Origin of the sequence: Lacihabitans soyangensis (assembly GCF_024343775.1) — a bacterium.
Classification (GTDB): Bacteria; Bacteroidota; Bacteroidia; order Cytophagales; family Spirosomataceae; genus Leadbetterella; species Leadbetterella soyangensis.
Window position 1 is genome coordinate 18,361 of the sequence record NZ_RJUF01000022.1, and the last position, 13,955, is coordinate 32,315.

Annotated in this window: 10 protein-coding genes; 6 read left to right on the top strand and 4 right to left on the bottom strand. The window is 38.9% G+C overall.

From position 1 onward, the window contains the following. Window positions 1–3: 3 nt before the first annotated feature. Window positions 4–1,911: a DUF1800 family protein gene (locus EGI31_RS09385; RefSeq protein ID WP_255036974.1), complete on the bottom strand. Its 1,908-nt coding sequence runs from the start codon at window positions 1,909–1,911 to the stop codon at window positions 4–6. 91 nt (window positions 1,912–2,002) lie between these two features. Next, entirely contained in the window at window positions 2,003–2,353 is a 351-nt protein-coding gene (locus EGI31_RS09390) for a YraN family protein (protein ID WP_255036975.1), read from the bottom strand. Window positions 2,354–2,479: 126 nt separating this feature from the next. On the opposite strand from EGI31_RS09390, the gene lipB reads away from it, so the two are divergent. From lipB to EGI31_RS09415, 5 genes are all read left to right on the top strand, one after another. Continuing rightward, a complete protein-coding gene (lipB, locus tag EGI31_RS09395; protein ID WP_255036976.1) occupies window positions 2,480–3,181 on the top strand; it encodes a lipoyl(octanoyl) transferase LipB in 702 nt (233 codons plus the stop codon). After that, window positions 3,178–4,188 (top strand): dipeptide epimerase, encoded by a 1,011-nt coding sequence (locus EGI31_RS09400; RefSeq protein WP_255036977.1) that lies wholly within the window; start codon window positions 3,178–3,180, stop codon window positions 4,186–4,188. The genes lipB and EGI31_RS09400 overlap by 4 nt, the downstream gene beginning before the upstream one ends. Before the next feature lie 151 nt (window positions 4,189–4,339). Then, entirely contained in the window at window positions 4,340–4,861 is a 522-nt protein-coding gene (locus EGI31_RS09405) for an META domain-containing protein (protein ID WP_255036978.1), read from the top strand. 112 nt (window positions 4,862–4,973) lie between these two features. Then, window positions 4,974–5,978 carry an SMP-30/gluconolactonase/LRE family protein gene (locus tag EGI31_RS09410; RefSeq protein WP_255036979.1) on the top strand — a complete coding sequence of 335 codons (1,005 nt, stop codon included), beginning with the start codon at window positions 4,974–4,976 and terminating at the stop codon, window positions 5,976–5,978. Between the two features lie 132 nt (window positions 5,979–6,110). Continuing rightward, window positions 6,111–8,243 carry a peptidylprolyl isomerase gene (locus EGI31_RS09415; RefSeq protein ID WP_255036980.1) on the top strand — a complete coding sequence of 711 codons (2,133 nt, stop codon included), beginning with the start codon at window positions 6,111–6,113 and terminating at the stop codon, window positions 8,241–8,243. A 139-nt stretch (window positions 8,244–8,382) separates the two neighbouring features. Here EGI31_RS09415 and EGI31_RS09420 read toward each other — a convergent pair whose 3' ends face one another. Both EGI31_RS09420 and recG read right to left on the bottom strand, forming a co-directional pair. Next, entirely contained in the window at window positions 8,383–9,756 is a 1,374-nt protein-coding gene (locus EGI31_RS09420) for a Gfo/Idh/MocA family oxidoreductase (protein WP_255036981.1), read from the bottom strand. A gap of 213 nt (window positions 9,757–9,969) precedes the next feature. Next, window positions 9,970–12,066: an ATP-dependent DNA helicase RecG gene (gene recG / locus EGI31_RS09425; RefSeq protein ID WP_255036982.1), complete on the bottom strand. Its 2,097-nt coding sequence runs from the start codon at window positions 12,064–12,066 to the stop codon at window positions 9,970–9,972. Window positions 12,067–12,140: 74 nt separating this feature from the next. Here recG and EGI31_RS09430 point away from each other — a divergent pair, with 74 nt between their 5' ends. Next, complete coding sequence (locus EGI31_RS09430; protein WP_255036983.1) at window positions 12,141–13,949, top strand: MutS-related protein; 1,809 nt, start codon at window positions 12,141–12,143, stop codon at window positions 13,947–13,949. Window positions 13,950–13,955: the final 6 nt, after the last annotated feature.

A 13,955-nucleotide genomic window follows, 5' to 3' on the forward strand; every position in this document is an offset into this window, starting at 1 on the left:
GGCTTATTTGTTTATGAGGTAATCAGGTGCAATCATTATCAAGAAAATGCCCATTCGTAGTCGCCTGTCAGCCAAGGTGGCGTCGGGCACACCATTGACATCGTAAGTCATTGGCATGTTTAAAAGCACATTTTGAATAATTGACATATTCTCGGGTTTGATTCTACCCTGAGCCAATATCAAATTATACTTGTCTAAAAATTCTCTAATTCTATTGTCTTTAGCCAATACATAGTCGGCCGAAATATTGAAGTTTGGATCTTGGTCTGGTTTATAAACTTCACCACTGAAAATACCCCAATATTCCACCGGGTCGTTGGAAATGATCCACTTATGCAGTCCATTCATATAATTGGCAAACGAAAGAGAGTTGAGCATTTGAAACTCAGGACCTACTTTTCCAGCGGCTTGCAAGGGACCATCAGGAACATACCCGGGTTGGTAAAAATTAAATACGGAAGGTGAATACAAGGGCTTTTGCTCTATCCTATCGTACAAATCCACCATTACATTCCGGTATGTTCCACTTTGGTTTCTAAGTTCGAGTCCATTCACCAAATTCATATATCGTAGAAAGGGCTCTCTTAAATGTCCGTATGCCACATTTTCTTTTTCGGCACAGCAATCTCTTGCTTCGGGGTCGAGCAAAATGGCCCGAATCACTGCCTTCAAATCTCCTCTTACTCCCGCACCGTTGTTATTAAAAACAGTCGCAATTCTATCAACAAATTCAGGAGTGGGATTGGAACTTACCAAATGCTGAATAAGTCTTCTTGCCATGAATGGCCCAACATTTGGGTGGTTAAAAATAATATCTAACGCATCTTTGATATCTAATTTACCATCCGTCACTGGTCTAGATGGTACGGTTTGATTTAAAAATGTTTTTGTTCCGGGTTCATGGCCATTTACAATTCGCCAACTGGTTGGATTGGCCCACCATCTGATATATTTGTCACTAGAGTCTCTCGGGAAAAACTTGAGCGGTTTGGTGTAACTCCATTTGGTCACATTGTTATTGTCTCCAAGGTACCTGCTGTGCGACCACGACAAACCTGTAAATACTTTGGCGAGGTTACCAATATCGTCATTATCATAAGTGGGAATAGACTTCCCGTTTGCATCTTTCTTTTCAGTACCGTTATTATTCAATTCAAACAAGCCAATCGAAAACAATTGTAAAATTTCGCGTGCATAATTTTCATCTGGAAATACTTGTTTTTTGGTGGGATTCGAAGCTGAAATTGCCAATGTGTCTGTGGCGTGGTTGTTCATGTAAGTCAAATAAACGGCCATCGCAGGATGATACGTTATACTGTCAATCAAGCTTCTGTAATTTCCAAAGGCATTTTTGTTGAGCATATCATAATAACTTGCCAGTGCATAAGGATTATCGTCAAACGCTGATATTCTAGAGGTTACAAAGATTTGACTTAAAGCCAAACTAACTCTCCATCTGAGTCTATCCGCCGCGACCATGTTAGCCTGAAACCAAGCCACATCAAATGCCCAATCATCAATAAATACATTGCTTAAGGTGTAATTTCCAGTCGGATTTCGTGCGGTCAAAGAATCAACCATACTTTGGTGCATATTCTGCACATAATTCTGAAGATTAAAGCTTGGGCTCATAGCAAACTGCTGATCGAGCCAAGCCTCTATTCCTTGATTCTGAAGTCCTTGGATTTCAGATAATTTTGGGCCTAAAGTAGCCTGTGAAAGGAATCTAGAACTGGCCTTGGAGTTGGGCATATAACCGGTGCTCATCAGGGTTTTTATTCCATTAGATGCATTGGAGCTGGCATTTACAGTTACACCTTTAATATTTCCCTTACCAAATGTCTTGTTGGTTTGGGCATATGAAACTCGAAAGCACAGCAAAGCCGTTACACAGAGTATAAAGTTTTTCATTGGCAAAGTGAATATGAGTAATAATCCTTTGGATTACATGCAATTTCGTTGCCAGACTTTAAAAAGAAGTTAAATTTATATTAAAAGCGGCTTAAAAAAATGCATCCTCAAAATGCAGAATTTCAAATTGGGGCTTTTCGATAATGGAAATAAAATCAAAACGAGCTTCGCCATGCCAAGGAAATTTGTGCAAATAGGCCTCCGCTCCTCGTTTCACTGCGTTTTGCTTTCCTTTCCCCATTGTTCCTTCAGGAAAACCATAGTCGGCGTTTACTTTGAGCCTAACCTCGACAAAAACAAGCATATCATCTTTTGAGCAAATAATATCTATTTCGGAATTGTGTGAGGTAAAATTTCGTTCTAATATAATATAACCCTTGTCAATCAGATATTTCACAGCGTAATCTTCGCCTTCTTTTCCTTTGTCGAGTTTTTCGCTCATATTTGTGCTTGATTTTTAACCCAAAGGTATTTTTAATTGTCAAAATATCAAATGTCAATACTGACTTTGGTTGAGTTTTAATTCAAATACTGTCAGAAGACTTAGTCCTTTTCATTAAATATCGGCATGAAGAACAAAAAAGTAGAATATATTAATCTGGGTTTAATAGATTATAAGAAGGCCTGGGACTTTCAGGAAGAATTATTCAAAAAAATTGTTGACATTAAAGTTAACAATCGAAACAATCAAACCGAAGATATAACACCCAACTACCTAATTTTCTGCCAGCACCCACATGTGTACACACTCGGAAAAAGCGGGAAACTGGAGAATCTACTGTTGGATGAAAAAGGTTTGGACGAAAAAGAGGCCACTTTTTACAAAATAAACCGAGGTGGAGACATCACCTATCATGGACCTGGGCAATTGGTGGTATATCCAATCCTTGACCTTGACAATTTCTTTACTGACATTCACAAATACATGCGTTACCTAGAGGAAGCCGTCATAAGTATCTGTGCCGATTATGGAATAAATGCAGGCCGAATAGATGGACTTACTGGCGTTTGGATAAACGACGAAAATCCAAGAAAACTCTGTGCAATGGGCGTAAAATCTAGCAGGTGGGTAACTATGCACGGGTTGGCTTTGAATGTGAACACTGACCTGAATTATTTCGGGAATATTGTTCCGTGCGGAATTGACGACAAAGCCGTTTCATCCATTCAAAAAGAACTTAATCGTGAAATTGACATGAACGAGGCATCTGAAAAACTAAGAAGGCACCTATCTGAACTTTTTGAAATGGAACTTATAACACAACCATGAAAATAAAAACTCATACCATCTCCCTTAAAAGCAAGTATCCGTTCAGAATAGCTCATGGTGTAAGAAATGAAACTGATACTTTTATAGTGGAACTTTCATACAAAAAATTCACTGGATTTGGAGAAGCAACTCCCGTTCCATACTACGGCATTACGCCAGAAGTTATGAACTCGGTAATAGCCGAAAACAAAGAAATGATAGAAAATATCATCTGGGAGCATCCAGGCAAATATTGGGAAGCACTGAATCCATTCATTGGCCATAATCACTTCGTGCAATGTGCTATTGACATCGCAGCATATGATATTTGGGGTCAAAAAAATGGGAAACCTGTGCACAAAATGCTCGGTCTGGACAATTCAAAAGTTCCTTTTTCGGATTACACATTGGGTATTGACGAAATACCCATGATGATTGAGAAAATGAAGGAATTTGATTTCCCTATCTACAAAATAAAACTCGGAACCCTCAATGATATCGAAATCGTAAAGGCCCTCAGAAACGAAACTGAGGCTATATTTCGTGTCGATGCGAATACGGGTTGGACAGTGGAAGAAACCATAAAAAACTCCGAAGAACTATCAAACCTTGGAGTAGAATTTATAGAACAACCGCTCAAATCCGATGATTTTGAAGGAATGAAAGAGGTAATTAAACATACCAAATTACCTATCATAGCCGACGAAAGTTGTGTTGTGGAAGCCGATGTTGAACGATGCATCGGTCATTTTTCTGGTGTAAATATAAAACTTGCAAAATGTGGTGGCATAACTCCAGCCATTAGAATGATCAAAACCGCAAGAGCCGCCAAAATGAAAGTAATGATGGGCTGCATGACCGAAAGCAGTATTGGCATTTCGGCCATTGCTCAACTTTTACCACTGCTCGATTACGTAGATATGGATGGAGCCATGCTCATTTCAAATGACCCTGCCGAGGGAGTAAAACTCGAAAACGGAAAAGTGATTTATTGTGACAGAAATGGTATTGGGGCGATATTGAGGTGAAATACATTTGTTAGTAACCATTTAGTTACTAACCAAATGGTTACTAACTTTTTTGGCACTAACCAGGTGGTTACCCTAAGTTTCAAAAAAAAGATTCACCAATTGCAACCTTTTAGAAAAAATAATGGTCTAACTAAAAAACAAAAATAACATGTACAAAGCACTTATAATTTTTCTACTAATGCCATTATTGAAAATCGATTCTTGCACCAAAATCGAGGTAGCTGCAGATACTTCAGTAAGCACCAATATTATCGGTAAATGGGTTCTAAAGTACAAATTCTTGGGTGATGCTATTGATACTCCTTGTGGCTATGCAGTTACAAATGCACGAGACATAACGATAGAAATTGAAGACAATCCCGACTCATCAAAACCTAACGAACTCAGACTATCAGGCAATTCTGCGGTAAACCTTTATAATGGCGGTTTTATAATTACTGGTTTTGACGAAAAAACCGGAATAGGAACAATGAAGATCGGAGCATTGGGAAGCACAAAAATGGCAGGCCCTCCTGAACTAATGGAATGTGAAACCAATTATTTCAACATGCTCAATGAATTCTCCGAATTTAGAGTTCAAGAAGGCAAATTGCATATAGGAAGGTTTAAGAAAGATCCTACTCCATCACGTGATGGTGGAACTTATTTTATTTACGAAAAAGCCAAATAAGGCTAATACAAACCAAAATTTCTAGAAAGGAAGTCAGAAATGGCTTCCTTTTTTGTTTTTCGACAAAAATTAATACTTTTAAGTCATATTCGGAAGAAAACATTCAACCACTATGAAAAAATTAACTCTTAGTTTAACCCTAATGATTACAACCTACTTTTCTTCAGCACAAAAACCCAAAATCGGGAAAATTATTTCTAATGACCCTTCACTTTCAACACTTATTGATGTCAATTCACAATTAGAAATTCTAGGTGAAGGATTTGAATGGTCGGACGGGCCCATTTGGGTAAAAGATGGTAACTATTTATTGTTTTCGGATGTGCCGAAGAACATCATTTACAAGTGGAAAGAAGGTGAAAAAATCACGGAATTCCTTAATCCATCGGGTTATACCGGAATAATGCCTTATAGCAACGAACCTGGTAGTAATGGCCTTACGCTTACAAATGATGGAAAATTCCTGTTGGCTTGCGAACACGGCGACAGGAGAATCACCAAAATGCCTTTAGCTGGTAAAGGAGGCAAGTTTGCTCTTGCTGATACATGGGAAGGGAAACGATTTAACAGTCCAAATGATCTTGTGCAAGCGAAGTCTGGTCATATCTATTTTACCGACCCTCCATACGGTTTACCTGACTTCGTGGACGATAAGAGCAGAGAAATTGAATATTTCGGCGTTTACAGAATAAGCCCGGACCGAAAAGTAACTTTAGAAATAAAAGATTTAGTAAGACCCAACGGGGTGGCATTATCTCCCGATCACAAAACGCTTTATGTGGCACAATCTGACGAAAAAGCCTATATTTTGGGCTATCCCATCAACTCAGATGGAAGCGTGGGCAAAGGAAAACTGCTGTTTGATGCTTCTTATTTAAACAAAGAAGGACTAAAAGGAGCTCCAGATGGCCTTAAAGTAGATGAAAAAGGAAACATTTTCACCACAGGGCCTGGAGGGGTAATAATTCTGAGCCCTCAAGGCAAACTTTTGGGGAGAATAGAGACTGGAGCCGCCACGGCAAATTTGGCATGGGGTGAAGACGGTAGCACGCTATTTATAACTGCTGATATGTACCTTTTAAAAATAAAAACCAAAACAAAAGGGGCTAACTTCTGAGTGGCACTAATTTTGTAAAAAATAAAACAAATTAGAAAACTTTGATAATCAATGGGAATATTCCTATTTTTGCACCTCAAAAAATTTTCACAATATAAAAAGAATTGAAAATCAGTATTTTTAAAAAATAAAATGGCAATAGTTAACAAAATCAGAGAAAGATCAGGAATAGCAGTAGCGGTTATCGCCGTGGCATTATTGTTATTTATTGTGGGTGGAGATATCTTTTCTAACCAAGGCGGTGGACTTTTTGGTTCTTCGACCAATCAAGTAGGTGAAATAAACGGCACTAAAATAGATTATCAACAGTACATTGCACTAGTTGAAGCACAAAAACTACAATATGAAGGCTCTACCGGTAGATCTGCTAACGAACAAGAAATTGCTCAAATAAGAGAGCAAGTTTGGGAAAAACTGATTTTTGAAAACGTTTATGTAGAAGAATTCGAGAAATTAGGTATAACGGTTTCTGATGATGAATTGAGAGAATTGATCCAAGGTGCTAAAAATATGCACCCTTATGTTAAGCAACAGTTCTCTGACCAACAAGGAAATTTCAATGCTGCTCAGCACGCTGAATTCATCAGATCATATACGAGCGGAAGTATGCCAGCAGCTCAAAAAGCGATGTGGGATAATTTCAAAAGAGAATTGAAAACCATCAGAATGAGAGAGAAATACTCTAACCTTCTGAACAAAGCATCTTTTGTTACAACCGCTGAAGCCAAGGCGGAGTACATCGCTAATACTGAAAAAGCAAGTGGTAAGTTTTTGTTTGTTCCTTTTTATTCTATTCAAGACTCTACTATTAAAGTTGAAGACAGCGAAATTAAAGATTACTACAGCAAGCATACTGACGAATTTACACCATTTGATAGCAGAAGCATCACTTATGTAGCTTATCAATTGTCTCCAACCAAAGACGACAGTGCTGCATTGAATACCGAAATCAGAACTTTGGCCAAAGGTCTTGCAGCGGCACCAAACGCTCAGACTTACGCCAACTCAAATACAGACATCAGAACTCCATACTTGAGATCAGCAAACGAAATGACTCCAGAGCTTAAAGCAGCTCTTTCAACAGCCATTGTTGGATCATTGGTTGGTCCTTTTAAAGAAGGAAATACTTACAGCATTCATAAATTTGAGGGCACAGAAACAGATTCTTTGTACACCGTTAGAGCCAGTCATATTCTTATCAGATCGGACTCTACAATGTCTGACAGTGCTAAAGCGGCTGCAAGAACCAAAGCACAAGACATTTTGAACCAAGCGAAATCAGGAGCTGACTTCGCCATGTTGGCAAGCCAAAATGGTACAGATGGTACAGCACAAAATGGTGGAGATTTAGGTTCGTTCCAAAACAATGGAGCAATGGTTAAGCCATTTGAGTCTGCCATATTTGGTTTTTCAGGTACGGGAGTTATTCCTAATCTTGTTACAACAGACTTTGGTTATCACATCGTAAAAGTTACTGAGCCTAAGACCAATACAAAATACAAATTGGCTTCAATCAATAAAGAACTTCAGGTGGGTGAATTAGCTGCTAACGAAATATTCCAAAAAGCAGAAAACCTCAGAGCAAGTGTTAAAACTATTAAAGACTTGGAGGCTGCTGTGAAGAAAGACAACTCTTTGACGCTTTTGAATGCTGAAAATCTATTGCCAAATAGCACAAACGTTAACACTATTCAAAATGCTAGAGAAATTGTTAACTGGGCATACAGCAAAGATGCCGAAGAAGGAGACGTAGCTGACAGAGTTTTTGTTTTGGGAGAAACTTATGTTATCGCCGCCCTTAAATCTTCTGCAGACAAAGAAGACCCTGAAGCAATGGATTTCAAAGATGCCATTACTGTAAAAGTAAGAAATGAGAAGAAAACTGAAAAAATCATGGCCAAGCTAGGTGATGGAAAAGGTGACCTAACGGCTCTTTCTAAAAAATATGGTGCTGGTGCATTGGTTGAAACCGTAACGGACGTGAATTTCTTCAGCGGAATGTTGAATAGTGCTGGTTTTGACCCAATAGCTTTGGGTAAATTATTTGGCTTGAAAGCTGGTCAAAGAAGTAAAGTATTTGCAGGCGAGTCAGGTGTATTTGTAATGGAAACTACTGCAAAAACTCCAGCTCCAGCAATCACGGACTATACAGCTTACAAACAACAGGTTGAACAAAGAACTGGTATGGGACGTATGGGCATGATAGGTGAGCAGATACTTAGAGAAAATGCTAAAATCGTAGATAATAGAGCTAAGTTGTTCTAAAAATCTATAATCAATATTTATAAAAATACCTTCGACGCTAATCGAAGGTATTTTTTTTGCCCACAGTTGACAACTTTACTTCTTACAGTTGACAACTTTCTAAAAGTTGTCAACTGTAAATTGATGGCAATTTCAATCCCTAAACATTCTTATAATCAGGATGAATCCACGGTTGACGGTATTTCCTTGTCAACTTTGCTGTCGCTTCTTTGTCTCCAACTATTATCTTCTTAACGGGATCATAAACCACCGGACGGCCAAGTTCCATGGAGATATTGGCCAAAATACAACATGCAGTAGAAATATGGCCTTCGAGGATATCGGCAACAGGTTTTGTTTTGTTTTCAATTGCCGCCAGAAAATCCAACATATGCAATCTCGTAGCGGGAGCAGCATTTAGCTCAATTCTTTCTTCTGTCAAGTCCTCAGGATATTTTTCCTTTTCAAAAACCACATCCTTGTGTATTTTTTCACCATTATTATTTCCATTCGGTACAAAATCATAACGCATGGTTGAAGCTTTCAAAGTTCCCTTTTCTCCATAAATAAACAATGCCCATGGATAATCAGGATCCGGAGGTGTTCCCCATGACCGGTGTGTCCAAACACAATTCAATTCGTCATGCTCAAAAACAGCAGTCTGGGTATCCGCAATGTTTGATTTAGCTTCTTTGTTCATATAAATTCCGCCGACCGCACTTATCTTTTTAGGCCAACCTAAGCCTAACATCCATCTGGCGGTATCGTACATATGCACGCACATGTCGCCCGTGATGCCGTTGCCATACTCCATAAATGTTCTCCACCACCGTATATGAGGAATTCCATCATAAGGCCGCATTGGGGCTGGACCCGTCCACATTTCGTAGTCAAAAAAGTCTGGGACAGGCTCAAGTGGTGGATTAGCGTTGTTACGCATTGAATAATAACAGCACATTTCTACATGCTTTATTTTACCCAACATTCCCGTGTCAATGATATTCTTTTTGGCGTCTATCAGGTGAGGCGTGCTTTTCCGTTGAGTACCCACCTGAACCACTTTGTTGTATTTTCTAGCGGCGGCTACCATGGCTTCGCCTTCCATTACGTCCACACTGATAGGTTTTTGTACATAGACATTAGCTCCTGCCTTCACGGCATCGATCATCATCAATGAATGCCAATGGTCTGGTGTTCCGATGAGTACAATATCTAGCTCGTTTTCTTTCAGAAGCTTACGATAATCACCATAAAGTTCTGGTCTTTTACCTGAACTTTGTCTTTTAGAGACAAGCTCCGCAGCCGCATTGAGCATGTTTTTGTCTACGTCACAAAGTGCTACCACGTCCACAGTTGCCACTTGAATAAGTCTAAATAGGTCACTTTTACCGTACCATCCAGTACCAATGAGAGCCACACGATAAGTTTTATTCGGATTCAGAATGTCCATGGCGTTGGCACCAAAATGGCTTAAAGCCAATGTAGCGGCCGCACCTTTTAGAAAATGCCGACGATTAATATTGAAGTTTTTCATTTATTGGGTTGAATATTTTTTGTTTGTAAATATAGAAAAAATAGTTTCAGAAATCATTTTAAGAACTTAATGATTCTTGGATATTTAAATTCCTAATTTACTCGAAATGAGGGAAAATAAGGATTCTCGAACAAAATTTCACTAAAAAGAGCAAACTTTTAAACGAAAAATGAATCCGTGTCTAATCCGTATAATCGGTGTTCTATCAAAGACTCAACTAATCCTGTTCCAACTCAATTCTTTATTCTTGATTTTGTCGATATGAAGTTTTATGGGCAGGTTATCAGCCATTTCGAGCTCTGGGTCGCTTTTGAGTATCTTAAACGCCTCCTCACGGGCTATTTTTAGTATTCCCTCATCTTTTGCTAAGTTAGCTATTTTAAGGTCTATTAGGCCGCTTTGCTGCGTTCCGCCCATATCCCCCGGTCCACGGAGTTCGAGATCCACCTGAGATATCACAAATCCGTTCTCGGTTTGGACCATCGTTTGCAGACGCTTTTGGGTATCTTTAGAGAGTTTGTAGTCGGTCATGAGTATACAAAACGACTGGTCGGCTCCCCTACCTACACGGCCACGCAACTGATGCAACTGCGACAAACCAAACCGCTGAGCACTTTCTATCACCATTACACTGGCGTTGGGTACGTCCACTCCTACTTCTATCACGGTGGTGGCTACCATTATTTTGGTTTCACCTTTTTTGAAACGTTGCATTTCAAATTCTTTATCCTTGGGTTTCATTTTGCCATGAACAATACTTAGTGGAACACCCGGAAACGCTCTTTCTATGGATTCGTAACCATCATATAGGTTTTTTAAATCCAACTTTTCTGATTCTTCAATCAGCGGAAAAACCATATAAATCTGTCGGCCTTTTTTGAGTTCATCACGCATAAACTCAAAAACCTTCAGCCTATTGGCGTCGTAACGATGCACCGTTATTATAGGCTTTCTGCCCGGAGGCATTTCATCTATTTCCGAGTGATCTAAGTCTCCAAAAAGCGTCATGGCTAAAGTGCGGGGAATGGGCGTAGCCGTCATGACCATCATGTGCGGATAGAAATTCTTGTTTTTCTCCCAAAGTTTAGCCCTTTGAGCCACACCAAAACGGTGTTGCTCGTCAATGACACAAAGGCCAAGGTTTTTGAATTGCACAATGTCTTCCAAAAGTGCGTGCGTTCCTACCAGTATTTTTAATTCGCCATTTAACAGTGCTTCGTGAATAATGGCACGCTCCTTTTTCTTGGACGAACCCGTCAGAATTTCAATTCTAACTCCCAGCAAATCACCATATTTTTTCAAATTGGCGTAATGTTGTTGGGCCAAAATCTCCGTTGGAGCCATCATACAAGCCTGTGCACCACTGTCAATGGCCATAAGCATCGAAATAAACGCCACAATGGTTTTTCCGCTTCCAACGTCTCCCTGAATCAGCCGATTCATTTGTTTGCCCGATTTCAAATCAGCAAATATTTCTTTTATAACCCGCTTTTGAGCACCAGTAAGATCAAATGGCAAATGCTTGTTGTAGAATTCTGTTATTAAAGAGGTTTTTTGAAAAACTTGTCCTGCATAATCGTTTTTCCGAACCAAACTCAGTTTTATAAGCCTTAACTGATTATAGAAAAGTTCTTCAAACTTTAATCTCCGTTGTGCCTGGTGCAGTTCCGCCTGAGATTTTGGCACATGCAACCACCTCAAGGCATGCTTTTTAGCAACCAAGCGGTATTTGGTGAGCAAAGATTCCGGAATGGTTTCGTTGATATACGGATCTGCAATGTCTAAAAGGTTCTTAACCCAAATACTTATCAGCTTACTCTCAATATATCGCTTCCTTAGTTTTTCGGTAAGCGAATATATAGCCTGAAAATAGCCTTTTTTGTTATTACTCGGCGTAAGAAGTTCTATTTCTGGATGTGTTATAGAGTAGTTTCCGCCAAACCAAACAGGCTTACCGTAAACCACGTACTCGGCATTGAGCTTGAGATATTTCTGAAAATACGTGATACTTTGAAACCAAACCAACTCCATGTGGCTGGTGGAATCTCTAAATGTTGCAACCAGCCTTTGTTTACCAACTCCGCTTCCTATGAGTTCAATAGAAGCTATTCTTCCCACTATTTGGGCCGCAAACATATCTTCGGTTATATCGGCTATTCGATGAAACTGCGTACGATCTTCGTGTCTAAAGGGATAATATTCGAGCAAGTCGGCGAAAGTAAATATGCCCAGCTCTTTGTTGAGCCATTCGGCCTTTTGTGGGCCAACGCCTCGTAGGGATTCTATTTTGGTTTCAAAAAACGAAGACATGGAACAAAAATAGGCATTTGAGCCGTTATTTGATTAATTCTCAATTATTTTTGCCTTTTCAACCAGATTATTCAATGATACAATTTTACCAAACACAACTTCAGTCGCTCCTTGAAAACAGAGAAGTTCTACAAAAAAACTATAACAAAACCTCCACCTATCGTCTCATTTTCCTTATTGTCGGCTTACTAGGTGTGATAAAAGCGTTTTCCATTAATCCCTATTTGGGTATCATCGCATTGGTCGTGTTTTTGGGTGGATTTTATTATTTGGTAAAATATCATGAGAAAACTGAAGAGGATTTACACCAAAATGATAATCAACAGACCTTAATAAAAAATGAAATTGGGATTGTAAACAATGAAGTCAACTCGATTTATGGCGATGGAAGCGATTTTTCAAACCCACATCATATTTTTTCAGCAGATTTAGATTTATTCGGCCAAAACTCACTCTTTCAACTTCTGAATCGTGCAAAAACAAGATGGGGATTAGAATTATTGGCGAAAAACATGTTGGAAATAGAATCGGATGGAGAGGTTTTGCAAAAAAAACAAGAAGCGACAGCAGAATTAAAAGAAAAAACCACTTGGCGTTTAAGATTTTTGGCTTCTTTGATTCATATTCCTAATAGTCAAGCGGATTCGTCTCATCAAATATCCAAAATTACGGTTCCCCCCAAATTGGCCTTAGGTACTTTCTTGAAATATTATGGCAAAGTTGTCCCATTGGTTTGGCTGGCCTTGTTTGTGGGTTTTTATTTTCTAAAATTTGAGGGAATTGGTTTTGGAATTGGAGGTTTGGTACTTTTTCATTTTTATCTAAATGGCCTCAATAAGAAAATCACGGAGCCTTATCTTGAACAAATATCAGTAACTGGACGAGCTTTACAGAGCTTTTCAAAAGCGGCCGAACTAATTGCCAATGAAGAATATACTTCAAAAATTTTACAAGAAGCTCTAAAAGATTTTCCGAGGGCTGACCTGAAATCCAAAAACCCAATAGAAGGCTTTTCGTTGATTGTGAAGCGTTTGGAGATGCGTAGAAACATGATAGCCTCACTTTTTTTGATAAGTGCGAGACCTTTTGAACCCATAGAAACCCTGAAAATGGGCGAATGGATAGAACGAAATCCTAATTTTTTTAATGAGATATTTAAGGCAATCGCCATGCTTGAGTACTTTGCAAGTCTGGGAACATTGCAATTCAATAATCCAGAGTGGTGTTTACCTGATTTTCATGAAGAAGACCAAAATTTCATATCAGCAGCACAGATAGGTCATCCACTCATTAAAGGTCACAAGACTGTCTGCAATGATTTTGAACTCAATGATCACAACAGAGTAAATCTAATCACTGGTAGCAATATGTCTGGCAAAAGCACATTTTTAAGAACGGTGGGCATAAACCTGATATTAGCCAATATGGGAGCACCAGTTTTTGCCAGAAAACTAAGTTTAAGACTTGGAATGGAGCCCATTTGTTATATGCGAATCACGGATTCTATTTACGAAAACGCCTCCACTTTCAAGGCAGAAATAGAACGTATAAAGCTCGTACTCGCAGCACTTAATAATGGCAAACTGCATATATTTCTGATAGACGAAATGCTGAGAGGAACCAACTCGGAAGACAAACTAAAAGGCTCGATGGCTCTATTTGAAAAACTTGTGAACGAAAACGCCATCGCACTGCTTGCAACACATGATTTGAGGTTATCGGAAATTTCCGCAAAACACACCAATAAGGTTAAAAACTTCTATTTTGAATACTCCACATCGAATGGAGAGCTTATTTTTGACTATTTGATAAAAGAAGGAGTTTGCAAAAGTTTTAATGCATCTATTTTACTCGAAGCAATTGGTTTGAAAATGAATAACTAAAAAAGA

Coding starts and splice junctions, on each gene's coding strand:
- EGI31_RS09385 (WP_255036974.1), bottom strand. CDS start 1,911: ATGAAAAACTTTATACTCTGTGTAACGGCTTTGCTGTGCTTTCGAGTT.
- EGI31_RS09390 (WP_255036975.1), bottom strand. CDS start 2,353: ATGAGCGAAAAACTCGACAAAGGAAAAGAAGGCGAAGATTACGCTGTG.
- lipB (WP_255036976.1), top strand. CDS start 2,480: ATGAAGAACAAAAAAGTAGAATATATTAATCTGGGTTTAATAGATTAT.
- EGI31_RS09400 (WP_255036977.1), top strand. CDS start 3,178: ATGAAAATAAAAACTCATACCATCTCCCTTAAAAGCAAGTATCCGTTC.
- EGI31_RS09405 (WP_255036978.1), top strand. CDS start 4,340: ATGTACAAAGCACTTATAATTTTTCTACTAATGCCATTATTGAAAATC.
- EGI31_RS09410 (WP_255036979.1), top strand. CDS start 4,974: ATGAAAAAATTAACTCTTAGTTTAACCCTAATGATTACAACCTACTTT.
- EGI31_RS09415 (WP_255036980.1), top strand. CDS start 6,111: ATGGCAATAGTTAACAAAATCAGAGAAAGATCAGGAATAGCAGTAGCG.
- EGI31_RS09420 (WP_255036981.1), bottom strand. CDS start 9,756: ATGAAAAACTTCAATATTAATCGTCGGCATTTTCTAAAAGGTGCGGCC.
- recG (WP_255036982.1), bottom strand. CDS start 12,066: ATGTCTTCGTTTTTTGAAACCAAAATAGAATCCCTACGAGGCGTTGGC.
- EGI31_RS09430 (WP_255036983.1), top strand. CDS start 12,141: ATGATACAATTTTACCAAACACAACTTCAGTCGCTCCTTGAAAACAGA.